At 62.7% G+C, this 24,533-nt stretch carries 22 protein-coding genes; 14 read left to right on the top strand and 8 right to left on the bottom strand.

Features of this window, described 5'->3' with window-relative positions:
* Nucleotides 1-111 precede the first annotated feature (111 nt).
* The 3 genes from ACTJKL_RS18910 to ACTJKL_RS18920 are packed head-to-tail and all read left to right on the top strand — an operon-like array spanning nt 112 to nt 3,032.
* Nucleotides 112-1,947: a sensor histidine kinase gene (locus tag ACTJKL_RS18910; protein ID WP_440853532.1), complete on the top strand. Its 1,836-nt coding sequence runs from the start codon at nt 112-114 to the stop codon at nt 1,945-1,947.
* A gap of 9 nt (nt 1,948-1,956) precedes the next feature.
* Nucleotides 1,957-2,616 carry a response regulator transcription factor gene (locus ACTJKL_RS18915; protein WP_018097923.1) on the top strand — a complete coding sequence of 220 codons (660 nt, stop codon included), beginning with the start codon at nt 1,957-1,959 and terminating at the stop codon, nt 2,614-2,616.
* Between the two features lie 14 nt (nt 2,617-2,630).
* Nucleotides 2,631-3,032, top strand: coding sequence for a response regulator transcription factor (locus tag ACTJKL_RS18920; RefSeq protein ID WP_018097922.1), 402 nt, complete (start codon nt 2,631-2,633; stop codon nt 3,030-3,032).
* A gap of 81 nt (nt 3,033-3,113) precedes the next feature.
* Here the strand turns inward: ACTJKL_RS18920 and ACTJKL_RS18925 are convergent, their stop codons facing one another.
* The gene (locus tag ACTJKL_RS18925) at nt 3,114-4,115 is read right to left on the bottom strand and encodes an HAD family hydrolase (protein WP_018097921.1); all 1,002 of its coding nucleotides are present in this window, start codon (nt 4,113-4,115) and stop codon (nt 3,114-3,116) included.
* A gap of 367 nt (nt 4,116-4,482) precedes the next feature.
* Here ACTJKL_RS18925 and ACTJKL_RS18930 point away from each other — a divergent pair, with 367 nt between their 5' ends.
* From ACTJKL_RS18930 to ACTJKL_RS18955, 6 genes are all read left to right on the top strand, one after another.
* Nucleotides 4,483-5,310, top strand: coding sequence for a hypothetical protein (locus ACTJKL_RS18930; protein WP_018097919.1), 828 nt, complete (start codon nt 4,483-4,485; stop codon nt 5,308-5,310).
* Nucleotides 5,311-5,465: 155 nt separating this feature from the next.
* Nucleotides 5,466-6,848: a DUF3300 domain-containing protein gene (locus ACTJKL_RS18935; RefSeq protein ID WP_018097918.1), complete on the top strand. Its 1,383-nt coding sequence runs from the start codon at nt 5,466-5,468 to the stop codon at nt 6,846-6,848.
* Between the two features lie 18 nt (nt 6,849-6,866).
* On the top strand, nt 6,867-7,832 hold the full coding sequence (locus tag ACTJKL_RS18940; protein ID WP_018097917.1) for a DUF2950 family protein: 966 nt from the start codon (nt 6,867-6,869) through the stop codon (nt 7,830-7,832).
* Between the two features lie 230 nt (nt 7,833-8,062).
* Complete coding sequence (locus ACTJKL_RS18945; protein WP_411922291.1) at nt 8,063-9,022, top strand: formylglycine-generating enzyme family protein; 960 nt, start codon at nt 8,063-8,065, stop codon at nt 9,020-9,022.
* A 144-nt stretch (nt 9,023-9,166) separates the two neighbouring features.
* Entirely contained in the window at nt 9,167-10,435 is a 1,269-nt protein-coding gene (locus tag ACTJKL_RS18950; RefSeq protein WP_411922292.1) for an alpha/beta hydrolase, read from the top strand.
* 158 nt (nt 10,436-10,593) lie between these two features.
* On the top strand, nt 10,594-11,385 hold the full coding sequence (locus ACTJKL_RS18955; protein ID WP_411922293.1) for a hypothetical protein: 792 nt from the start codon (nt 10,594-10,596) through the stop codon (nt 11,383-11,385).
* A 60-nt stretch (nt 11,386-11,445) separates the two neighbouring features.
* Here ACTJKL_RS18955 and ACTJKL_RS18960 read toward each other — a convergent pair whose 3' ends face one another.
* Nucleotides 11,446-12,084, bottom strand: coding sequence for a TetR/AcrR family transcriptional regulator (locus tag ACTJKL_RS18960; RefSeq protein WP_411922294.1), 639 nt, complete (start codon nt 12,082-12,084; stop codon nt 11,446-11,448).
* 116 nt (nt 12,085-12,200) lie between these two features.
* Between ACTJKL_RS18960 and ACTJKL_RS18965 the strand changes: the two genes are divergently transcribed.
* From ACTJKL_RS18965 to ACTJKL_RS18985, 5 genes are all read left to right on the top strand, one after another.
* Nucleotides 12,201-13,418: an MFS transporter gene (locus ACTJKL_RS18965; protein WP_440853533.1), complete on the top strand. Its 1,218-nt coding sequence runs from the start codon at nt 12,201-12,203 to the stop codon at nt 13,416-13,418.
* Between the two features lie 92 nt (nt 13,419-13,510).
* Entirely contained in the window at nt 13,511-14,008 is a 498-nt protein-coding gene (locus tag ACTJKL_RS18970; protein WP_440853534.1) for a hypothetical protein, read from the top strand.
* 68 nt (nt 14,009-14,076) lie between these two features.
* Entirely contained in the window at nt 14,077-14,256 is a 180-nt protein-coding gene (locus ACTJKL_RS18975; protein ID WP_018097910.1) for a hypothetical protein, read from the top strand.
* 10 nt (nt 14,257-14,266) lie between these two features.
* Nucleotides 14,267-14,464 carry a hypothetical protein gene (locus ACTJKL_RS18980; RefSeq protein WP_018097909.1) on the top strand — a complete coding sequence of 66 codons (198 nt, stop codon included), beginning with the start codon at nt 14,267-14,269 and terminating at the stop codon, nt 14,462-14,464.
* 57 nt (nt 14,465-14,521) lie between these two features.
* Nucleotides 14,522-14,668 carry a hypothetical protein gene (locus ACTJKL_RS18985; RefSeq protein ID WP_018097908.1) on the top strand — a complete coding sequence of 49 codons (147 nt, stop codon included), beginning with the start codon at nt 14,522-14,524 and terminating at the stop codon, nt 14,666-14,668.
* A gap of 727 nt (nt 14,669-15,395) precedes the next feature.
* Here the strand turns inward: ACTJKL_RS18985 and ACTJKL_RS18990 are convergent.
* The 6 genes from ACTJKL_RS18990 to ACTJKL_RS19015 form a co-directional block, all read right to left on the bottom strand.
* A complete protein-coding gene (locus tag ACTJKL_RS18990; protein ID WP_440853535.1) occupies nt 15,396-17,609 on the bottom strand; it encodes a xanthine dehydrogenase family protein molybdopterin-binding subunit in 2,214 nt (737 codons plus the stop codon).
* A gap of 1 nt (nt 17,610) precedes the next feature.
* Nucleotides 17,611-18,069, bottom strand: coding sequence for a (2Fe-2S)-binding protein (locus tag ACTJKL_RS18995; protein WP_018097905.1), 459 nt, complete (start codon nt 18,067-18,069; stop codon nt 17,611-17,613).
* 274 nt (nt 18,070-18,343) lie between these two features.
* Nucleotides 18,344-19,300 (bottom strand): AraC family transcriptional regulator, encoded by a 957-nt coding sequence (locus tag ACTJKL_RS19000; protein ID WP_018097904.1) that lies wholly within the window; start codon nt 19,298-19,300, stop codon nt 18,344-18,346.
* A 108-nt stretch (nt 19,301-19,408) separates the two neighbouring features.
* A complete protein-coding gene (locus ACTJKL_RS19005; protein WP_440853536.1) occupies nt 19,409-22,558 on the bottom strand; it encodes an efflux RND transporter permease subunit in 3,150 nt (1,049 codons plus the stop codon).
* A 114-nt stretch (nt 22,559-22,672) separates the two neighbouring features.
* Nucleotides 22,673-23,827 carry an efflux RND transporter periplasmic adaptor subunit gene (locus ACTJKL_RS19010; protein WP_437408194.1) on the bottom strand — a complete coding sequence of 385 codons (1,155 nt, stop codon included), beginning with the start codon at nt 23,825-23,827 and terminating at the stop codon, nt 22,673-22,675.
* Between the two features lie 90 nt (nt 23,828-23,917).
* Complete coding sequence (locus ACTJKL_RS19015; protein ID WP_437408193.1) at nt 23,918-24,526, bottom strand: TetR/AcrR family transcriptional regulator; 609 nt, start codon at nt 24,524-24,526, stop codon at nt 23,918-23,920.
* Between the last annotated feature and the right edge of the window lie 7 nt (nt 24,527-24,533).

Here is a 24,533-nt window from a genome sequence, read left to right on the forward strand (position 1 = left end):
AATTGAGTCAAGCAGGCCGCACAACGGCAAATAGTCATCAGCTTGACATGATTGTTTGGATTTATTCTATCGGCCGGTTGGCGGATGCATGGAGTACGGCCGGGGGGCACAGTGCTGCGACTTCGACCGCGAGCGGTCATTCTTAATTTGTTCGTGCTGTTGGCGATGGCTTTTGGTGGCCGTGCCGATCATCCCAAGCGCGTGCTCCTGGTCTATGAAAGCGAAAGTACGCTCCTTGCCGCCGAGCAAATCGCCTCGGGTTTCCACGAGTATATGGAAGCGAACGCGCCGGAACACATCGAATACTATACGGAATATCTCGACACCCTTCGCTTTTCGACGGCGGAGCACCGAGCCCGGCTTGCAGGTTTCCTGGAGGCTAAATACCGTCCGTTGAAACTGGATGTCGTGGTGGCCGCAGGCCCCGGAGCGCTACGGTTCGTTGTGGAGACTCGTGAGCGTTTCGCCAGGAACGTCCCCGTCGTCTTCGGTGCGGTCACGGAGAGTTCCGCGGCCGCCGGGAGCCTTCCCGCCGACGTCAAGGGCGTGATCAGCCGATTCGATCTGGCCAAAACCGTTCAGCTGGCCAGTCGTCTTCAGCCGCAGGCGCGTAAACTGACGGTAATGTACGGCTCGGCGCCGTTCGACCGGCGATGGGGCGACACCGCGTTCGCCGTGCTGGGGAAGCGTTACGCCGGCCTCGACGTCGAATATGTCTCCGGTCTCTCGCTCGACGGCTTCCGGAGCACGGCCGCCGGCCTTTCCTCCGACACGGCCCTCGTCATACTCACCGTCTTTCAGGATGCCGAGGGCACGAAATTCGTCCCTCGCGACGCGGCAGCCGCTATAACGGAAGCATCGAATGCGCCCGTCTACTCGGTCTATGGTTCCTATTTCGGCCCGAAAGTCGTGGGCGGTCACGTGGGCACGTTTCAGTCCACCGGAGCGCAGATGGCGGCGCTTTCGCTCGACATCGTACGCGGTGATCATTCGGCGCCCCAGACCACCCCCGCACGGGAGGCGGCGGTCGTCGATTGGGGCGCAGTCCAGCATTGGGGGATCGACGATATTCTGATACCCGACGGCGCAGAAATCGTGGGCTTCGAGCCAAGTGCCTGGGAGCGTTACCGCATCCCCATTAGCGCGGCACTCCTGGTGATGGCGGCTCAAATGCTGACGATCGCCGCGCTCGTCTATCAGAACCAGCGGGGCCGGAGGCTCGAAGCGACGCTCGCCTCCGAACGTATCGAGCTTGCACACCTTTCCAGACGGTCGCAGCTCGGAGAGCTCTCCGGCGCCTTCGCGCATGAACTGACGCAACCGCTGACCTCCATTCTCGCCAACGCCGAGGCAGGACAGAAGATCGCCAGCGAGCAGGCCCCGGACATGGAAGAAATCCGTGCGATCTTCGATGACATCGTCGCAGACGACAGACGGGCCTCCTCGGTGATTTCGCAGTTGCGCAGCATGATGCTGAAGGGCGAGGCCTCACAGGAAATCCTCGACCTCAATGAGGCGGTACGCCAGACCGTCGCTCTGGCGCGCGCAGAGATGGTGGCACGCCGCACCGAGGTGGAGGTCCAGGATGAATGGGCGAGCGTGCGCGTCAAGGCCAACCTCGTTCAGCTTCAGCAGGTGATCCTGAACCTGCTCGTGAATGCCGCGGATGCGATGGCCGACATCCCGCCAAAGCAACGGCGGGTTGAAATAGCGGTTGCGAACGGCAAGAATGGGTATTGTGAATTGTCCGTCGAGGACATGGGACCCGGTATTCCCGCTGAGATGCGCAGCGAGGTGTTCAAGCCGTTTGTGAGCTCGAAGAAGGGCGGTCTCGGTCTCGGCCTCGCCATCTGCCGGAGCATCGTCGAGGCGCAGGGCGGGAAGTTGTTCTTCGACGATGCCGTGAAGCGGGGAGCGCGGGCCGTGGTTATTCTGCCGTCAGCCTAGAGGTGTCTCATGGGGGAAAACGCCGGAAAAGTACTGCTGCTGGACGACGACGAATCCGTGCTGCGGTCTCTGAGGAGGCTGCTTTCGGCTTCGGGTTACCTGGTGACGGTGTACCGGGATGCCCGCGCGTTCCTGGCATCCGAGGATCTCAACACGGCCGATTGCGTCATACTGGATCTAGGTCTGCCGGACTCCGACGGTTTTCGCGTGCAGGAGGCACTCGCAGCGGCTGGCGGAAGCCAGTCCATCGTTTTCCTGACGGGCAGGGGCGATATCCCGGCAAGTGTGCGTGCGATGAAGGCGGGTGCCGTCGACTTCCTGACGAAGCCCGTCGAGGCGGAGACGCTGCTGGCTGCCGTAAACGTGGCGCGCCAGCGCGCACGCTCCTGGCGTGAGACGGAAGAGAAGAAGGCGAGCGTGGTGAGGCGGCTCGAAAGCCTGACGGCCCGGGAAACGCAGGTCATGCATCTTGTCGTGGCCGGCCTTCTCAACAAGCAGATAGCGGCCGATCTCGGGACGGTCGAAAAGACCATCAAGGTTCACCGGGGCCGCATGATGGCGAAACTGGGCGTACGAACGGTCGCGGACCTTGTTCGCCTGGTCGCTGTTGCAGACCCTCCTGCCGGGGGCATTGGTCCCAAGTCCAACTACGATCAGCCAGGGCCTTGATATATGAATGATGGATGAGCGAGGGTCAGCGTATCATTGCCATTGTCGATGACGACGAGCTGGTTCGTCGCGCGCTTTGTCGACTCGTGCTGTCGCTGTCCTTCAAGCCGGTGGCGTTCGCCTCGGGCGAAATGTTCCTCGAAGAACTCGAAGAGGCCAAGCCGTCCTGCGTACTCCTTGATTTTCACATGCCGAACATGAACGGGCTCGACATATTGCACGAGCTCAGGGGAAGGCAGCCAAGGCCTGCCGTAATCGTCATAAGCGGCGCGGATGAAGAGGGGGTGCGTGAGAGCTGCATGCGCGCGGGCGCTGCGGGTTTCCTCAACAAGCCGCTCTCCCGCGCCTCGCTGTCAGCGGCCATCGATGGCCTGCGAGACGATCGGCGCCCGATATCGGCGCCGCGCTCCAGATAGACCCGATGGACAGAATGAGTGTTTTCCCTCCGGAAGTGCATTTTCCATGAGAGACGCTCCGCCTTCCGGGTTATCGCTCACTCACTCCGGGTAAACGACCTTCCAGTCATTCTTGATGCTGACGATCGTCCAGCCGCGTGCAGACGCCTCGTCGAGGCCCCGTGCGAGGCGGCCGAAATGGGACTCGCGGTCATAGGCGTTTTCCCGCTGTGCGTCGTCGTGGTGAACGATCAGGCCAAAGCGGCGTCCGGGGCCGGTGGTTGTCCATTCCAGCATCTCGAAGTCGCCGTCCGAATTTCCGAAAGCGGCGATCGGCCGTCGACCGATGAACTTGTGGATGCCGACGGGCTTGCCCGGACCGTCGTCAATGAAGTCGATTTCGGGCAGACGCGTGATCGCCGGATGGCCGTCCCGCAGTTCGTACTTGGTCTTGATGCTGGAGCCGGCGACGTTTTCCGGGGGGATCCCGTATACGCGTTCAGTCCACGGGCGCATGAACTCCACCCCGCCGCCCGAGACGATGAAGACTGCGAACTGGTTTGCCTTCAGATAGTCGATCAGTTCGACCATCGGCTGAAAGATGTGTGCGGTATAGAGTTTGCCCGATGTCGGATGCCGAGAGCCTTCGATCCAATCGGAGACGATCTTCTCGAATTCCTCGGCGGACATGCCGGCGTGGGTTGCAGCGACGAGTTCCAGCAGTCCACGCTCGCCGCTCGCCGCGACTCCGGCCATGTCCCCGGAGAGCACCGATTTGAACGGTTCCGTCGTCTGCCATTCCGGGTGCTGCGGCGCCAGCTGCCTGACGCGGTCGAGCACGAAAGCAAGCTGCACATACATGGGCTGTTCGCCCCAGAGCGTCCCGTCATTGTCGAACACTGCAATGCGGGCCGCAGGCTCGACGAAATCGGGGCTGCCTTTCGTCGTCGTCGCCGCCACGAACTCCAGGATACGCGCCTTTGCGTCGCCCTCGGCCCATGAGGGCAAGGTCTCGGAGCTTTCGGCCAGCGCATGAGGTACCGAGGCGCTCGCGGCTGTAAAAGCGACGATTTTCAAGGCCGACCGGCGGCTGATCTCGAACATTATCTGTCTTCCTGAACTGACTTTGACGATGATCGAACGCCTGGACGACGCCGACGTCGGGCTTCCGATGTACGCGCGCCGGCATGTCGGCCGCGGTTCGAAAGCGGTGGCAAAAGGCATTCTTTCGCAGACGCACGCCGACAATATCATTCGGCCGTTTGCGGGGCAGCGATAGTTGGACCAAAGGCCAACTTGCCGCTGTTCAATTCGCCACGTATCCGCAAGTAATGCCAGTGGTGCAACTACTTTCCACGTTAGCGTTCTACCAAGGGAAGTCCGGTAGTTATTCTTGCAATCGGACAGACGTGCAGGTAGGGAGACATCTTGGATGACGCTCGCCAGAATACGATCCGAAGGAGCAGGTCGGGTGCGTAGCGCAGGAACATCGGCGCCGACCTTCCCGCATGCTGCGGTGCTTGCCATTGCGGTCGCCGCGGGTTGCGGCGTTGCCCAGGCACAGGATTCCTCCGGCGCCGATCTCGCCAAGCAGCTGTCGAACCCAATCGCCTCGCTCATCAGCGTGCCGTTCCAGCTGAACTACGACCGTGGTTTCGGACCGGTTGACGGGCACCGGGTCACCTTGAACGTGCAGCCGGTGATACCGATCAGCCTCAATGAAGACTGGAACCTCATTTCGCGAACGATCTTTCCGATCATCTCTCAGGACGACATTGCCGGGCCTTCCGGCGATCAGTTCGGGCTAGGCGATACCGTGCAGAGTTTCTTCTTCTCGCCCAAGGAGCCGACGGCGGGCGGGATCATCTGGGGTGTCGGTCCAGTCTTTCTCATCCCGACAGGCACGGACGATCTGCTCGGCAGCGAGAAATGGGGCATCGGACCGACGGCCGTCGTCTTGAAGCAGGACGGCCCCTGGACCTATGGCGCTCTGGCAAATCACATCTGGTCCCTCGCAGGCAATGACGACAGGGCCGATGTCAACTCGACCTTCCTGCAGCCCTTCGTCTCCTACACGACACCGGACGCCTGGACATTCGCGCTCAACACCGAAAGCACCTATGACTGGGAAAGCGACCAGTGGTCCGTCCCGGTCAACTTCCAGGTGTCCAAGCTGGTCAAGTTCGGCGAGCAGCCGGTGAGCATTACTGCGGGCGCCCGTTACTGGGCGGCCGCACCGGACAACGGGCCGCAGGGTTGGGGCGCACGCCTTGCCGTCACCTTCCTTTTCCCGAAGTGAGGTGCGCCCGCGAAGAGCCTTCGGAGCGCTTCGCAACGAGTTCCAACTGCTTTGCAGCCGCGCCATGGCGGGCGCCGTCACGCAAAGCATGAGAGAAAGAGATCGAGCTGACGCTCAAGACCGTAACGTGAAGTGCAAACGCAGGGAGTGAGGCTATGCCGACTGAGTTGCTCAGACTGATCGCCCGTCCGATCGGTGTCGCGGGGCTCGCAATTTTGATGGCTGCGGGTCCGGCCCTGGTTCCCCGAGGTCTTGCTCAGCAGGCCGCGCAGGCTCAGGCGGGCGAGGCGGGCGATGATCAACCCGCTCTCCTGACCGAGGGAGAGCTCGAAACCATGGTCGCGCGCATCGCGCTCTATCCGGACGAGCTCGTCGCGCTGGTCAGCTCCGCTTCGCTCTTTCCGCTGCAGATCGTGGAGGCGGCGCGGTTCCTCGAAGAGAAGAAGACGAACAAGGAGCTGCAGCCGAAGGAGAGCTGGGACGACAGCGTGATATCGCTTCTCAACTATCCCGAGATCGTCAAGATGATGAGCGACGATCTAGACTGGACGCAGGCGCTCGGCAGCGCGCTCGCCTACCAGCAGAAAGACGTTCTGATAGCCGTCCAGACTCTGCGCGACAAGGCGGTGGCGGACGGCGTCATCAAGACCGACGACAAGGTGAAGGTCGTAAACGAAGGCGGCAACATCGTCATCCAGGCGGCGGATCCGGAAAAGATCTACGTGCCGAGATACGAGCCGGAAATGCTCTACGAGCCGGGCTACGCGCCGGCGCCAATCGCCTATTATCCCGATCCCTATCCGAGCTATTACTACCCGACCGCCCCCTATTTCGCCGCCGCGATCACCGGGGCTGCGATATGGGCGGCGGCCGTCGACTGGGACGACTGGGGCGTCTGGGGCGGGCATTGGAACGGCGACGTCGACATCGACTGCGACAATTGCTTCAACGACATCGATATCGACCGCGACAAATTCAAGATGAACGATGTCGACTGGAAGAATGTCGACCGGTCCAAGATCAAGTTCGACAAGAATCAGTTTGCCAATATCGATCGCGACAAGTTTACGAACGACTTCAAGGCAAACCGCGACAACAACATCGCCAATCGGGCGAAGGACGTGCGCCGCGACCGAGACGAAATCGCCCGCAGACCGAGCAAGGTTTCCGTCGACGACATCCGCAAGAGCAAGGTCGATGCGAACCGCGTTCGGGCCGAACGGGAGCGGGCGGGCAATGCCCAGCGTCGTGTGGACGCACCGCGTCGCGATGGCGGGGCTGCGGCGAACCGCGCCCGTGCAAGCACAGGCAAGGCCGCAGGCGCACGGTCGAACGTCCACCGCAAGGCGCATGCACCGAAACCGGGTGCACACAACGTGCGACATTCGTCCGGCGGCAAGCACTCGGCGCTCGGCGAGGTCGGCAACAAGCGGCAAACCCATATGTCGTCCAGCCGCGGCCACCATTCCATGGGCGGCGGTCATCGTGGCGGCGGTGGGCACAAGATGGTGAAGCGTGGCGGCGGACGCCGGCGGTAATCAGATCGGGAGGCTAGGATGACCAAATCCATTCGTGACGGGATCGCTCTCTCGCTCTTCGGGATGATCCTCCTCGGCGGCACGGCGCTCGCTCCGGCAGTCCTGGCCCAGGAAGCCGGTGAGGATACGCCGCTTGCAGACTATGCGGCGGCAGAAGATCCGCCCGTTTTCGACACGCCGGAACTGGCGGTCGAGGCTTTCGAGACGACCGTCACCGGCGGCGATTTCGACAAGCTCGCAGTGCTGGTCGGGCTGGACCCGGCCAAGACAAGGTCGAGCGAAGGGGTGATGGAGACCTATGCCGACATACAGGAAGGCGTGAAGAAGAAGGTCGTCGTCGAGGAAGTGGAGGGCCGCAAGGTCCTCGAGATCGGCGACGAGCTGTGGCCGTTTCCCTTCCCGATCTCGAAGGGGGACGACGGCAAATGGGCCTTCGACACCTTTGTCGGACTGGAGGAGATCGCCAACCGGCGGGTCGGTGACAACGAACTGGCGACGTTAGCCACCATGCGCGCCTATGTCGGAGCGCAGGAGGAGTATGCGCTCGGCGACCACGACGGCGACGGCGTCCTGGAATACGCGCAGAAACTGATCAGCGACGAGGGTACGCAGAACGGGCTCTATTGGCCTGCAGAGAAGTTCGAAGGCGAGGAGAGCCCTGCGGCCGCGGCTCTTGCAGAGGGCGATGCCGTGGAACGGGCGAAGGCCGGCCGGGGCTATCAAGGTTATCGCTACCGTATCCTGACCAGTCAGGGCGACAACATCACGGGCGGCAAGTTCGACTATATCATCAACGGCAACATGATTGCCGGCTTCGGCCTGGTGGCCTGGCCGGTGAGATACGGTGTCTCGGGGGTGAAGACTTTCGTGGTCAACCGCAACGGCATCGTCTACGAAGCGGATCTCGGGGAAGAAACTGAGAAAACTGCCGCCGACATCCGCACATTCAATCCGAGCGATGCTTGGGCGATCGCCGAGGACTGAGGGCGCGAACCCGGTGCGCCGGGCTTGCCGGAACGGCGCCGCAGCGGCAGCCGTGTGATGCGAAAGGGTGCGATGCGTCGGCAACAGCAGGGAAATATTATGCCGCCTGCAGCCATTCTGTCGGAAGGCGAATGCGGACAAGATCGCGGGCTTGGTCCAAGATGCCCTGCATGAATTGGGCAGCTAGCCGTCGGCGGTAGATCTGGGAACCGGTTTCAGTGAGAATGCCAATGAAGTCGTCTTTGCACACCGCGGCCGAACTTCAACCCGCGGCGGAAATGGTCTGGATTTCCGGTGCGACCTTCATGATGGGGTCGAACGACCATTATCCCGAGGAAGCGCCCGTGCACCCGGTGGCGGTCGACGGGTTCTGGATGGACGAGACGCCGGTCACGAACCGTCAGTTCCTGGAGTTCGTAAACGCGACCGGACATGTGACCTTCGCAGAAAAGCGGCCGCGTGCGGAAGATTATCCCGGCGCGCCGCCGTCCAATCTGAGAGCAGGCTCGCTCGTCTTCACGCCGCCAAAACACCCGCTGAGGGGAAGCGACATATCGCAATGGTGGATATTCACCCTCGGCGCCAACTGGCGGCACCCGCTCGGGCGCAAGAGCAGCATCGGAGCGATTCTGGATCACCCCGTCGTCCATGTCTCCTATGAGGATGCAAAGGCCTATGCCGCATGGGCCGGCAAGGAGTTGCCCACCGAGGCCGAATGGGAACTCGCGGCGCGCGGCGGTCTCGATCAGGCCGAGTTTGCCTGGGGGGACGAATTCGACCCGGGCGGGAATCACATGGCCAATACCTGGCAGGGCAGCTTCCCGATCGAGAATTCGCTGGAGGACGGCTTCGCGCGGACGTCGCCGGTGAGACACTACCCGGCGAACGGCTGCGGGCTCTACGACATGATCGGCAATGTCTGGGAGTGGACCACGGATTACTGGTCCGTGCGCCACCCGGAGGCGGCTGCGAAGCCGTGCTGCATTCCGAGCAATCCGCGCAACGGGGATATGGAAGCCAGTATCGATCCCGCGGCAAGAGTGAAGGTTCCGCGCCGCGTCCTCAAGGGGGGATCGCATCTCTGCGCGCCCAACTATTGCCGGCGGTACCGTCCCGCAGCCCGCCACGCTCAGGAGACGGATACGACGACGAGCCATGTTGGTTTCCGTTGTGTCAGGCGCGTCCGCTGAGACGCGGGGCTGGGCGTCCGGCCGGGGATACGCAGTTTGAAGAATGGGATCGTTACACGGACTTCAATCTTGCCGTGTAAGGGTCTAAGTTGCAGGTCGAATGTGAGGGGCGGCGCGACGGCGCCTGGAGTGTGAGGCGTTGTTTTGCTGAGTATAGGTTCGTGCGGAGGGCGGCTCCGCGTTGCGAAAGCCTGGGGCGCGGCTCTGTCGGGGTTTGTCGCGCTCGCCCTTCTGGCCGGCTGCGGAGGTCACCCGAAAGGCGTGATGACTCCGGTGGCTCTGGCGCAGCCATCTACGACGTCTCAGGTCGACATGCTGGTGGCCACGACCCGCGAGCCCTCGGGAGACCCGGCGACCCTGTTTTCGGGTGAGCGCAGTGCGACGCTTTCGATGACGGACGTTGCGGTCTCGATCCCGCCGGACTCGCGCCGCAAGCCGGGCACGGTGCAGTGGCCGCGCAAGCTGCCGCCCAACCCGGAGACGGATTTCGCCGTGACGCGGGTGCGCGAGCTGGCATCGGATGACGAGGCGCGCAGCTGGTTCCAGATGCACAATGAGGGCGGCCACGTGCTTCTCTTCGTTCACGGCTTCAACAATCGCTACGAAGATGCGGTCTTCCGGCTGGCGCAGATCGTGCACGATTCCGGTGCGCAGGCGACGCCGATCCTGTTTACCTGGCCGTCACGGGCGCGCGTGTTCGACTATAATTACGACAGGGAGAGCACCAACTACTCCCGCACAGCGCTCGAAGATACGCTGCGCACGCTTGCGAATTCTCCGCATGTCAAGGACGTCACCATCCTCGCTCATTCCATGGGAACGTGGCTGACGATGGAATCGCTGCGCCAGATGGGAATTCGTGACGGAAAGATCGCGCCGAAGATCGAGAACGTGATCCTTGCTTCGCCCGATATCGACCTCGACGTCTTCGCCAAGCAATGGGTCGACATGGGCAAGGCGCGGCCGAAGTTCACGGTCTTCGTTTCACAGGACGACCGCGCGCTGGCGGTCTCGCGGCTGATCTCCGGCGACGTGTCGCGGCTCGGCGCGATCGATCCGACTGCCGAACCCTACCGTACCCAACTGGAACGTGCCGGAATCACCGCAATCGACCTGACCAAGGTCGTGACGGAGGACGGCCTGCATCACGGCAAGTTCGCCGAAAGTCCTGAAATCGTGCAGTTGATCGGGCAGCGGATCATCAAGGGCCAGACGCTTACCGATTCCGAAATCACGCTGGGCGACGGAATCACCGCCGTAGTCGCCGGCACTGCCAAAAATGTCGGGAACGTCGCGGCCGCCACGATTTCCGCGCCGGTCAATATCATCGAACAGAGCGGGACGCGCCGCAAGAAGGTCAACCTCGAGGAGACGCTGACAAGCGCCGAGAAAAGCGAAGACCCGACCCAGTGACTTAGAAAGGTTCCCGGCGAATTACGGGAAGATTTTTCGTGCGGAACTGCCTGGTTTCAGTGAGTTGGGGCGTTTGATATTTCACTGAATCGCTTAAGGATTGAAAGACTTTGTCGAGCCGCGGCCGATCGTGCCGGCGGGCAATATCGGAGGATGTGATGACATCTCGTTTCATAGCGACTCTGGCTTCCATCGGAGCCTGCCTGCTTGCCGGCGGTGCCACGGCGGCGGACATCTATTCTCCGGTGGCACCGCAAACCCAGCAGGTCACCACGGAGAGCGGCTGGACGTTTTCCTTCGCGCCCTACTTCTGGGCGGCGGGGCTTTCGGGGGATATCGAGCAGTTCGGCTTGCCTGCGGTCGACGTCGACGCGAGTTTCAGTGATGTCTTCGACCACCTGGATTTCGCTGCGATGGCGATCGCCGAAGCGCGCAACGGACCCTACAGCATCTTCGGGGACGCGATGTACATCAAGCTTTCCGGCCAGGGCGGCACGCCCAGGGGCGTTCTCGCCGACGATGTCGAGCTTTCGACGGAGACCTTCGCCGGCACACTCGGCGCTGGCTACGCGATCTATGAGGACAGCGCTGCACGGCTCGATATCGTCGGAGGCTTGCGTGTTTGGTCCGTCAAGAGCGAGCTCTCCTTCCAAGGGGGCGTTCTCGATGGTGTGTCGAGAACCGACGATGCGACCTGGGTGGACGGAATCGCCGGCTTTCGCGGGACTTATTCGTTTACGCCCGAGATCTACATGACCGGTTGGGGCCTTGTCGGCGCCGGTGGCGCGGATCTGGACTGGGATGTCGCCGCGGCTATCGGTTACCGCTTCAGCGATACCGTTTCGGCGCTTGCCGGTTACCGCGCGCTGGGTGTCGACTACAGCAATGACGGATTCGTCTTCGACGTCGTCGAGCAGGGGCCGATCCTCGGGCTCGTGGTGCGCTTTTAGAGCACATACAGGAAAAGTGTGTAACGGTTTTCCGTCCGGAAGTGCGTTGGATCAAATGCTCTAGAAGCATTCCGGCGTTTTGCTGGAACACTGATACGCGGCAGTCAGCCCTTTTTCGGTCCTCAGGCCTTCGAGCAGCGCCCTAAAGCCTTCGACAGCCTTTTTCGACGTTTCCTGCGGGTCGTCGGAATTGGCGATCCATAGCGCCGCGTGGCTGCTCGCTCCGTTGATAAGACGGGCTGCAGCTTGCGTGTCGACGTCGATGACCGCCCCTTCGGCCTTGAGGCGAGCCAGGCTGCCCGCCAGCGCCGCTATGCAGCCTTCGTTCATGGGCCATTGCGATAGATCGCCAAGCACCGCTGGTCCGTCACGGAACATGATGCGCTGAATTTCCGGTTCGAGAGCCATGCGGATATAGGCGACGCACTCGTCCACGAATCCCTGCCAGAGCGTCGGTGCTTCCGAAGAGACCTTGTTCAGGCGCGCCGTCATCTCGGCGTCAATCTCCCGGATCACCGCTTGCAGCAGCCCCTTTTTGTCACCGAAATGATGGTAGAGCGCACCGCGGGTCAAGCCGGCCTCGGCGGTGAAATCGTCCATCGACGAGTCCGCATAGCCGATGGTGCCGAAGGAATGCCTGGCGGCCGCGATCAGTTTTGCGCGGGTCTCGGCGATCATTTCCTTTCGCGGTCTGTTCATATCGTCTCCCGTTTCGCATACGCCTCGTATTTTATTTGACATACGACGCGTATGCAACTAACTAGATGACATACGCGGCGTATGTCACCTAGCACCATCCTTCATTGGAGCGTCTCATGTCCAATCCCTACGGGAAAATTTTCAGGGCGCCGGGAGCCAAGGGCTTTTCGGCAGCAGGCTTCTTCGCACGACTGCCGATTGCGATGGCACCGATCGGGATCGTCGCAATGCTGTCGCAGACCCATGGCGAATACTGGCTGGCAGGCGCGGTTTCGGCTACCTTCGCCCTCACCAATGCGCTCGTCGCGCCCCAGATATCGCGGCTGGTCGACCGCCTCGGCCAGACCGCCGTAGTCGTCCCGACGACGATCGTGTCGGTAGCCGCATTCCTGGCGCTGATCATTGCGGCCAACCGGGACTGGCCCGCATGGACTTTGTTCGCATCTGCCTTCTTCGCGGCCATGATGCCCAGCATACCCGCCTTGGTCCGCGCCCGCTGGACCGAGATCTTCCGCAATCAACCCGAGCTGAACACAGCCTTCGCCTTCGAATCGTCGGCAGACGAGCTTGTCTATATCTCCGGCGCCTCGCTGTCGGTCGGCCTCGCCGTCGCTCTGTTTCCGGAAGCCGGCATGCTGACGAGCACGATATTCCTCGCGCTCGGGACGGCGGCTTTCATCCTGCAGCGCTCGACCGAGCCGAAGGTGCGCCGATTGGAGGCCGGCGTCTCGCAGGTCTCGGCAATCCGTCAGCGTCCCGTGCAGATCATCACGCTTGCCCTGATTTTCGTCGGTTCCATTTTCGCCACGGCGGAAGTCAGTGCCGTCGCGATCACCAAGGAACTCGGAGAGCCGCAGGCTGCCAGCCTCGTCATCGGCGTCTATGCGGTCGGTTCCTTCCTGGTGGGCCTGGCGCTCGGTGCCCTGAACCCCGCCATGCCCCTGCACAGGCAGCTTCTGATCGCCGTGAGCGTCATCGCCATAACGTCGGTGCCTCTTCTCTTTGCGAACACCGTGCCGCTCCTCGCCTTGGCGGTTTTCGCCAGCGGCATCGCGATTTCGCCCACCTTCATCACGGCATTCGGCCTGATCGAGCGGCGCGTACCCGAGTCGATGCTGACGGAGGGCGTTACCTGGGTGATGACCGGCATCGGCATAGGCATGGCCTTGGGCGCGTTCGTCTCCGGCTGGGTCGTCGACAATTTCGGCGCGCAGAACGGTTTCTGGGTGTCAGTGGCCGCCGGGGTGGCGACCGTCGTGACGATAGCGGCCGGCCAGCGCAGCCTTGCGGGCGGCGGAGCGCTCCCGGCAGCGGTTCCGCAGCCGGCAGAGTAGCAGCACCGCCTTCTGGCCGGAACAAAGAGGCGGGCCGCCGGTTCATCCGTCGGCCTGCAACGATCGGCTTGTCACAATTTCGGGAGAGACGGATGGCACGAGTATCACTCATAGCCGCCAGCGGATTATGCGCGGGCCTCGCCGCCCTCGCGGCGCTGGCGGTTGCGGCCGAGCGCCGGAACAGGAGCCCGTGGCGGCCGATCAACGCGACGAGCCACTGGATACACGGCCCGCGCTCGGGGTCGGTATCGCGTCCCGATCTCGCCCACACCGGCACCGGCTTTACAACGCACATGCTCGCCTCTTTCTGGTGGGCGCTCCCGTTCTCGGCAATGACCGGGCGCAGCGCGCGGCCTTCGCCCTCTCGGGTCGTTGCCGCCGCGGCTGGCACCACCGCCCTTGCAGCCCTCGTCGATTACGGCCTCGTCCCCAAGCGCCTCACGCCCGGCTGGGAACTCGCTTTGCCGAAGTCGGACCTGATGATGGCCTATGTCGCCATGGGTCTCGGCCTTGTCCTCGGAACATACCTGCATGCCGCAACTGCCGGCACGGTCCTGCCTTTCGACGACCAGGAACAACGCCCGTCCTGACAGGTTAGGGCCGCATACCCGCAAGACGCTGGCGCTAAAGACGCCACGGCACAGTGAGGAGGTCTCGAATGAGCAGCCGACCACCACCCGTCCCGTCGGACAACCGCAGCCACAAGGGAGCCGGAGAGTCTGGAAACGTATCCGCCGGGGCGAAGAAGCCCGACCTCGCAGAAAATCCGGAGAAGAAGGGGCAGCAGGGCAACACCAAGGTCAACACGACCCATCAGGGCTATCAGCAGGACAGATGAGGCAGAGCGCATGTCCACTTCCAAGAAGACACCCGCAAGTATCCGCCAGGGCGGTCCGGGCGCCTCCCACGAGAATGCGAAAGCTCCGCTCGAAATAGAGAAGCCGCCGGCCGATTCCGAGCGCCGGACGCGCAGCAAGGTTTCCGGAGGCGGAGGCGAGCACGACCGCCATCACAGCCACGATGCTCGCCGTAAGGGCGGACATTGATCGGGAAGCATCCGGCTGCGCGTGATCGAATGACCGCAGGATGAACAAATCCGCCGCATGGACGTTCTGCTTGACCCGCAACGGGTGGAGGAGTTCGCCATGCGACGCGGTCTGCGCCATCACCCCATGATCGACCTGATCGTGTTCATCGCCGCCCTCGGATTGGTTTCCGCCATCATGATCGCGTCCCTGTTCTTCGGTTAGCCCTGCGCGCCTGGAAGCGGGGTCCGGTCCGATTCACGAATCACCCGACGCCTCGCAACGCCTCGAAGAGGAGCCTGCGCCGTTTGCGGCACCACTCGGAGCGGGCGTAATGCGCCGGAGCGGAAAATCGCCGATTATCAAATCGCTTACAGCATAACGGCGAGTAAAACACATCATCCTATGCGTGTCGTTGCGTCCTGATGCGCAACCCTTATTTCCCTATAAGGTACGTTTCGTCGCCATCTTTCAAGGTTCGAGCCGGCCGAGTTCCCGCCTGCTGCTTGCGCTGGGTGCCGCCCAAGGGCAGCACGGCAGTCGACACGCTTTCAGGTATCCAGACCTACCAGCTCGGTAACGGTCAGGGCCATGCGATGCTCTTCCCACAGGAGCCGCATCCTGCGTGGCGATTTCTTCGATCGCGATCGCGCAATGAGCATCGGCGGTGCCTTTTAGGCGGCGGCGCTGCGGAGGAGGCACGTTCCGCAGCGCTCGGCGGCGCCCCCGGGGAGGGGGAGAGGGGGAGGGACGCCGCCCGGGTCGGCTCCGGCGGAGGAACGAGAGCCGACCGCTCTTCTGAACGTGTCGCCTCGAGGAAGCGACGGCGCCTAACAGCCTACGGTGCGGATGGTTCCGAGAAAATGATGCTTTCCGCAAATTCTTCGGCGTAGCTTGGGCGGCGCGGATTAGGCGGGAAGATGCCGGCCGCGCTGGCGGCCGGCATGAGCGCTCAGGCGTTGAGCGACTTTGCAAAGGGCAGGACGCGGATCCGCTTGCCGAGCGCCTTGAAGGCTGCGTTGGCAACCGCAGGCCCGATCGGCGGAACGCCCGGTTCGCCGATCCCCGACGGCGGGTTGGCAGAGGCGAGGATATGGACCTCGACCTTCGGCATCGCATCGATCCTGAGCGGTGTGTACATATCGTAATTGCCCTGATCGACCTGACCTTCCGTGAGCGTGATTTCCTCGCCCAGGATGGCGCTCAGCCCGAAGCCGATCCCGCCCTCGACCTGAGCGCGGACCTGATCCGGATTGATCGCCAGGCCGCAGTCGACGGCCGCAACGACGCGCTCGACCTTGATGCCCTCGCCATCAATGGAAACTTCGGCAATCTGAGCCACCACCGAACCGAAGCTCTCGGCGACCGCGACCCCGCGGAAGCGGCCTTCGGGCAGAGGTTTCTGCCATTCGGCCTTTTCCGCCGCCAGCTTGAGAACGGTCGCGTGGCGCGAGCCGGGCTCCAGCATTGACAGGCGGAACTCCAGGGGATCCTGCCCGGCAGCCTCGGCGACCTCGTCCAGGAAAGCTTCGGCTGCGAATGCCGTGTGCGTCGAGCCGACGGAGCGCCACCAGAGGACCGGAACGCGAACGTCGGTGGTCGTGAGCCCGACGGTCTGGTTCTGGATGGCATAGGGCAGATTGTTTGCTCCTTCGACGGATGTCGGGTCGACCCCGTTCTGGACCATCCCGTCCCAGGCCGTTTTCGCCATGATCGACTGACCGACAATGTGATCGCTCCAGGCAACGAGTTTCCCGCTTGCGTCGATGCCGGCCTTCAGTCGATGCACATAGGCCGGCCGATACCGCCCGGCGCGCGTATCGTCTTCGCGGGTCCATTGCACCTTGACCGGTGCACGAAAACCGAGAGCCTTCGCCACATGGACGGCTTCGGCCACGACGTCGCCGTCGAATACCGCACGCCGGCCGAAGCTGCCGCCGGTCTTCATGACGTTGAGCCGGACCTTTTCGACCGGTACGCCGGCAATCTCGCTGGCGAGTTTCTGGTAGACGTCGGGGAGCTGATGCCCGCCCCATACCTCGATCGTGCCGTCTTCGTTCCTGCGTGCGACCGCATTCAGGGGTTCCAGGGCGGCATGCGCGAGATAGGGGAACTCGAACGTGGCTTCGATGACCTTTGCGGCCGATGCGAATGCAGCGTCGGCATCCCCGTCCTTGCGCGCGAATGCGGCCGGTGTCTTGCCGGCAAGGTCGCGATAGGTGGACATGAGCTCGGGCGTGCCCCGCTTTTCGGCGTCCGTTTCGTCCCACTCGACGGTAATCGCTTCCCGGCCCTTGATCGCGGCCCACATATGCTCGCCAACCACCGCCACGCCGCGCGGCGTTTCCACCACGTCGACCACACCCTTGATGGCGCGCGCGGCCGTAGCGTCGAAGGACTTGACCTTGGCGCCGAAGAGGGGCGGATGGATCATCACCGCGGTCAGCATTCCCGGGAGCTTCACGTCGATCGTGTATTGCTCGGTTCCGTTTGCCTTCCGGGCGCTGTCGAAGCGCTTCAGCTTGGCGTTGCCGATGAGCTTCCAGTCGCCCGGTTCCTTGAGCTCTACGTCGGTCGGCACCGGGATCGTGGCCGCTTTTGCCGCAAATGCGCCGAAACCGCCGCTCTTGCCGGAAGGATGGGCAAGGGTGCCGTTCTCGACGGTTATCTCGGCCGCGTCGACGCCCCACTCGGCCGCGGCTGCAGCAACCAGCATCGCCCGGGCGGCGGCACCTGCCTTGCGATAGCGTTCCCAGGAGGTGGACATGGAGGTCGAGCCGCCCGTGCCCTGCATGGTTCCGCCAAAGGCGATATTGCCATAGGCCGGTATGTTTCCGGCCGCACCCTTGACGTCGATCGTGGACCAGTCGGCGTCGAGTTCTTCCGCCACCAGCGTGGCGACGCCGTTATAGGAACCCTGACCCATTTCGAACTGGGACGAGAGCACGGTGACCTTTCCGTCCGCTCCGATCATCAGGTAGGGAGAAAATGCGTGGGAGCCGCTCTCCGTTTCCGCCTCGCCCGCAAATGCCGGGGAGGCGGCGAGAACCCTGTATCCGACGGCAATGCCGGTCCCGGCTGCGAGCGCGCCAAGCAGGAATTGTCGCCGCGACGTTTCCATCCGGGCGGCAGGACGGGCGATCGATTGCATCAGTTTCGGTATCATGTCAGGCCTCCAGACGCTTCGCGGCTTCGTGAATGCCCGCGCGGATACGATGGTAGGTGGCGCACCGACAGAGATTGCCGGACATGGCGGCGTCGATGTCGGCATCCGTCGGTTTGGGATTGTTGGCCAGAAGGTCCGTAGCGGACATGATCTGGCCGGACTGACAGTAGCCGCATTGCGGAACGTCGAGATCGGCCCAGACCGCCTGCACCGTCTCGGCAACCTTTCCGTTCAGGCCCTCGATCGTCGTCACCTCGGCTCCTTCGATGTCGCCGATGAAGGTTTGACAGGACCGAGTGGGCGAGCCGTCGACATAGACCGTGCAGGCGCCGCATTGCGCCATGCCGCAGCCGAATTTCGTGCCCGTCAACCCGACAAGGTCCCGGATTGCCCACAGAAGCGGCATATCCGCCTCGGCCTCGATCTTGTGTTCGACGCCGTTGATCTTAACAGTCACCATGGTGTTCTCCTCGCGTTTCGGCGCGTGAAGCGGGATGCCGCTGCCACATGCCGGACTGCCGCTGGCGCGGATGTGGAAAGGTCTTCCGCCCACATTCCGCTCAAGCTCTTGGAATGACTCACGCTCACGAGTCAGGCACCCTGACCTAAGACCATGAACGAGACCTGGAGCTTAGAAGACCATTCGCCGGGCTGGTAGATTCAATCCTGCCGAATTATTGCCCATTCCTGCCAGGTTGACGGGATCGTGATCAGCGCACCGGGTGGGGCAGCAATCATCCCGCGGAGTTCCGCCTCGTCGAATCGCTGGAATTCAGAATCGCCCTGATGTCGCGCAGCGGCGGATGGCCGAATGCCCGGCGGTACTCCCGGTTGAACTGGGTCGGGCTCTCGTAGCCGACCTGCAGCGCCGCCGTCGCCGCATCGAGCGACTTGGAAAGCATCAATTCCCGTGCGTGATGCAGTCGCAGATGCTTCTGGAACTGCAGCGGGCTCATTGCGGTCATGGCACGGAAGTGGTGGTGCAGCGTGGAGACGCCCATATTGGCGATCTCGGCCAGTTCTTCCACGCGAAGCGGTTTGGTGTAGTTTTCCTTCAACCATAGGACCGCCTTGGCGACGCGGTTGCTGTTCGTGCCCGCGAGCGCGAAGCGCCGGAGCCGTGCGCCCTGCTCGCCGGTGAGAAGGCGATAGAGGATCTCGTTCTGGATATGGCCGGCCAGGAACGGAATGTCGGCCGGTGAGCCTGCAAGCGAAATCAGCCGGAACAGGGCATCGAAGAGCTCGCGCGTCGCGGTGCCGACAGCCACACCAAGGTCGCGTTCGGGAATGTCCGTCGGGTGTATGTCGTGATCGGCAATGATGCGCCGCACTTTTTCCATGTCCAGACGCAAGGCCGCTGCGACATAGGGCTCCCCTTCGCTTGCCGCGCAGATCTGCGCAGTTACGGGAAGGCCGATGGCGGTCAGGAAGAAGCAGCCTTCATCGTAGACGAGCGTCTCGTTGCCGACGCGGACATTCTTGCTTCCCTTGATGATGAAAGAGAGGCTTGGCTCGTAAACGCTCGAAAAGGGGCCCGCCGGCTCGACGATGCGATAGAGCGAGAGGCCCGGAACGGGATGCGCGAAGGAAAGCCCGTCCCAGGGCAGTTTCGACAGCCTTTCGAGAATCTGCGCGCGAAGGGCTGCGGTCTCTTCGCGCAGGTCCCTTTGCGGGAACATGATCGTGCTCATTCCTGCTCCTGCCTCTGATTCTGTTTCCGATCATGGGGATCGAAACCCGGTGAGATTATCACATAATTTCGATTTCGACAGAATTGGGCAAGAGTGGCCGATCTCCACTTACTCTGCCGCAAGCGGCGCCGGGTAGCGCTCCTGTTCGTCCGAAACGTCCTGCGCGTCCGCAGGCTCCGGGTCCGTTTTGCGCGATTTCGGCTCCTTGCCGAAGAAGAGCGCATAACCGGCCGGCAGAACCAGGATCGTCAGAACGGTGGCAACCAGTATCCCGCCCATCATCGCATAAGCCAGCGGTCCCCAGAAGACGCCGCGGGAGATCGGGATCAATGCCAGCACCGCGGTGAGCGCCGTCAGCATGATCGGTCGGAAGCGGCGCACCGCCGCGCCGATGATCGCCTCGGAACGTTCCATCCCGGCCGCTATGTCCTGGTCGATCTGGTCCACCAGAATGATCGAGTTGCGGATGATGATGCCGAGCAGCGCGATGACCCCCAGGATGGCGACGAAGCCGAAGGGTGCTCCGCTGATGAGCAGGGCCGCCGCCGCACCGATGATTCCGAGCGGACCGGTTGCGAGCACCAGCATCGCCTTGCCGAAATGCTGAAGTTGCGCCATCAGGAGGATGACGATCACCACCAGCATGATCGGCGCCTTGGCGGCGATCGAGGCCTGGCTCTCGGCGCTGTCTTCGGCGCCGCCCTGGATCTCCACCTTGTAGCCGGGCGCAAGACCCTCCCTCAGTCCCTTGAGCTCGTCGAAGAGCTGCATTGCCACGTCGTTCGGCTGCACGCCGTCAGGCAGCGTTCCGCGCACGGTGATCGTGGGCAGCCGGTCGCGCCGCCACTCGATACCCTGTTCCATGACGGGAACGACCTTGGCAATCTGCGAGACCGGGACGAAGCCGCCGAAATCGGTGGGTACATAGACCGACTGGACGGCAGAGAGCAGGTGGCGATTGCCGCCGGGTTCCCGCGCCACGATGGAGACCGTTTCCTCGCCGTCGCGGAAGCTGTCGAGCGGGACGCCGGACATTGCCGCCTGCAACATCTGGCGGATGCGCTGCGACGTGATGCCGAGGGCGCGGGCGCGGTCCTGGTCGATCACCAGCTTCATCGCCGGCACAGGTTCGAGCCAGTCGTCATGAATGGCGCCGAGCAGCGGGTTTTCCTGAAATTTCGTCTTCACCTGGTCGGCGATGCGACGCACTTCCTCGCGGTCGGGGCCCATCACCCGCATCTGCACCGGCCATCCGGTCGGCGGTCCCAGGAACAACCGGTCAACCTTGGTGCGGATGGAGGGGAAATCCTCGGCGAGTATCGTGCGCAGCTTGACGATCAGCCGCTCGCGGGCCGCCTCGTCCTTTGCCATGACGAGGAGCTGCGCGAAGTTCGGATTGCGAAGCTGCTGGTCGAGCGGCAGGAAGAAGCGCGGGGCGCCTTCGCCGATATAGGTGGCGATGAAGCGCTTGTCCTCATCCTCCATCATCCGCTCCTCGAGCGCCTTGGCCTGCCTTTCGACCTCCTTGATGCTCGTTCCCTCCGGCAGCCAGAGATCGACCAGTATTTCCGGGCGCGAGGACTGCGGGAAGAAATTCTTCGGAATGAACTGAAATGCCCAAAGGCTCGTCACGAAGATGGCAAGCGTCGTCAGGAGCACGAGGACGCGATGGCGCACTGCCCAGCCGACGGTCGCCCTCAGGCGGCGATAGAAGCGCGTATCGAAGACGTCGTGATGGGTGCCGGCGTGGTGGCGCTGCTTCAGGATCATGTAGCCGAGCCAGGGCGTGAAATAGACAGCCACGAACCAGGAGACCACGAGCGCGATGCCGACGACATAGAAGAGCGAGCGCACATATTCGCCGGCGGTCGATTCCGCGAAGCCGACGGGGATAAAGCCGGCGGTGGTGATCAGAGTGCCGGTCAGCATGGGAAAAGCGGTCGAGGAATAGGCGAAGCTCGCCGCGTCGATCTTTTCCAGCCCCTCTTCGAGTTTTCGCTCCATCATCTCGACCACGATCATCGCGTCGTCGACAAGCAGGCCGAGAGCGATGATCAGCGCCCCGAGCGAGATGCGCTGGAGGTCGATGCCCAGCTCGTACATGATCGCAAAGGTGGCCGCGAGTACGAGCGGAATGGCAATCGCGATCACGAGACCGGAGCGCCAGCCGATCGACAGGAAAGAGACGACGAGGACGATGATCAGCGCTTCGATGAGCGCGTGGCTGAACTCGGATATCGCTTCGGTGACGACTTCCGGCTGATTGGAGACCTGATCGACCGACACGCCATAGGGCAGGGCGGACTCAAAGCGATCGTAGGTCGCTTCCACTGCCTTGCCTACGTCCGTGACGTTGAAGCCCTTTGCCATGACGACGCCGATCTGGACGCTGTCGTGGCCGTTGAATCGGAATTTCCGTGCATAGGGATCTTCCAGCCCGGAGGTCACGGTCGCGATGTCGCCGAGCCGGATGGTCCGGTTTCCCGCCCTCAGCCGCAGTTCACGGATGTCCTCGACCTTGGTGACGTCTCCTTCGACCGAGATGCGCACCGAGCGCGTACCGGTGTCGACAGAGCCGGCATGATCGACATTGTTCTGACCGGCGATCGCATTGCGCAGGTCGTTGAACGTCAGGCCGCGCTCCGCGAGAACCTTGGAGGAGAGGTCTATATAGATTTTCTCGGGCTGGTCCCCGAGGATCACGACCTTCTCGACGCCTGGCGTCGTCAGCAGCATGTCGCGCCCCTCAATCGCGAAGCGCTTCAGTTCGGGATAGCTGAAGCCGTCGCCGCTGATCGAATGCAGGGTGATAAAGGTGTCGCCGAACTCATCGTTGAAATAGGGGCCGAGCACGCCCTCGGGCAGCTCGTTGGCGATGTCGCCCACCTTCTTGCGCACCTGGTAGAAGGCGTCGGCGACCTCGTCTGCGTCGGTATCGCCCTCGATCTGGACCGTGATGATGGCGCTGCCGGCGCGCGTATAGGAACGGACGAAATCGAGATGCGGCGTTTCCTGCAGCTTGCGCTCGATCTTGTTGACCACCTGGTCTTCCATTTCCTGGATGGAAGCTCCCGGCCATACGGCTTGTACCACCATGACCCGGAACGTGAATTCCGGATCCTCGCGTTGCCCCATGCGCAGGAGCCCAAGCCCGCCGGTGATGATGATCAGCGCCAGCAGGAAGCGCGCGATGCTCGGATGCCCGATTGCCCAGCGCGAAAAATTGAACGGTTTCTTGTCCTCGGTGGAGGCGTGCATGGCCGTCGTCCCGTTCTACCGGTGGAGGTTGAAGCACTTCCTGGAAAAGTGGAAACCGGTTTTCCGTGGGAAGTGCATAGTTCAAAGGGTCAGAGCGCTACTTTGCTGCGAGCTCTAACGGAGAATTTCGGGCGTTTCGGCCCGGGCGGACTGCTGCTCGGCCGATTGCTGTTCGCCCGCCTGCAGTCTCACCTTCAGATCCTCGGCCATGAACTGTGTGCCTGCGGCAACGACGAGGTCGCCGGCGCCGAGGCCTTCGGCGACCCGCACACCGTTGTCAGCGAAATCGGCGAGCTTGATCGGGCGCGCATGAACGGTCGAGAAGTCACGGTCAACGATCCAGACGATATTCTGGCCGTCCTTCTTCGACAGCGCGCTCAGGGGGATGGAAACGAGCGGCGCCGAGCTTTCCGCAGCCGCCTCGACCGTCGCCGTCATGCCGAGAAGCACGCGCCCGTCGTTCGGCAGGCTGACGCGTACGGCAAAGGTGCGCGAGCGCGGATCGGCACTGCCGGAGACTTCGCGCACATGGCCGTCGAGCACAAGCATGTCGTTCGACCAGAAGCGCACCCCGACCGGTTTGCCGGGCTTGAATTCGGCAATATCCGTCTCCGGCACTGCGATTTCGACTTCCTTCTCGCCGTCGACAGCGACGGTCACGACGGGCGTTCCGGTGCCGACGACCTGGCCGATATCGGCGTTTACGATCGTGACGATGCCGTTCTGGTCGGCTTTGAGGTCCGTATAGTTTACCTGGTTCTTCGCCTGGCTCAGCGACGAAGCCGCGGCGTCTCGCGTCGAGACCGCCTGATCGTAAAGAAGGGTTGCCTGATCGAGTTGAGCCTGGGAGGAAAACGATTTGCTGAAGAGCTGTTCGGCCCGGAGTTTCGCAAGCGCTGTCGTCCGCACCTGCTTTTCGGCGGCAAGCAGGTCTGCCTCTGCGCTCGTGACCGCAAGCCGATAGTCGGTGGCGTCGATACGGGCGAGAATGTCACCCGGCTTGACCCGGTCGCCGATATTGACGAGCCGTTCGGTGATCTTGCCGCCGACGCGGAAACCGAGATTCATCTCCGTGCGCGCTTTGACCGAGCCGGAATAGTGAAGCTCCCGCGGTTCGCCGGCCGGAGCAATCTCCACGACCTTGACCGGGCGTATGGTCTCCTTCGTCTCGACTTTCTCCTCCGAGCAGCCGGAGAGAACAGCACCCAGCAGAATCGCGGTGAGGAGACGGGCGGCGAACGGTCGGTTGAGGGCGCTTCCTGAAAACATCGCTCTTACTCTCCTTGGCCGCTCTGCGGCGGCGCGGCGTTTTTGTGCATGGCTTCGCCCCGAAACCGCTCCGTCTTGGAGCGGCAAGCCTTATTTTTTCAGCGCCCGGATCGCGAACTCGATGAGCTCCTCCGGTGTCGCGCGGTTTTCCTTGGCGAGACACTGGGCGACGATCTGCGGATGGCAAAGGGTGACGAGACTGGCGCCGAAGCATCTGGCGGCGATAGCGGGGTCCTGTTCGGCGAACTCTCCGGCTTCGATCCCGTCGCGGATAATAGCTGCGAGGAGCTCGTCCAGACGGCCGATATGTTTCTCGATCACGTGCCAGTCGCGCTCGATCGCCACGACGACCATTTCATGGACTTTCTGTTCGTCGAGCATTGTCTCGACGGTGAGCTTGTGCTGCCCCAGCCCGTAGCGCCTCAGCCGCTCGGAAGCGCTGAGCGGCAGACGCGCGATTTCCAGCGCCTGCTGGTAGCTTGCCCCGAGCATGCGCGAGCAAAGCGCCTGATGAATTTCCGTCTTCGACGCGAAGAAACGGTAGATGTTGGCCGGCGACATATCGAGCTCGCGCGCGATATCGGCGACGTTTGTCTTGGCATAGCCGTAATGGCGGAACAGCCGCTCCGCGGCTTCAAGAATACGCGTCACGTTTTCCTGGCGGGCTGCGTCGGCGGCGTTGTCTGCGAGATCGCTCATCCTGTCT

Source organism: Sinorhizobium sp. 22678, assembly GCF_052044265.1.
In the GTDB taxonomy this organism is placed as follows: domain Bacteria; phylum Pseudomonadota; class Alphaproteobacteria; order Rhizobiales; family Rhizobiaceae; genus Sinorhizobium; species Sinorhizobium meliloti_A.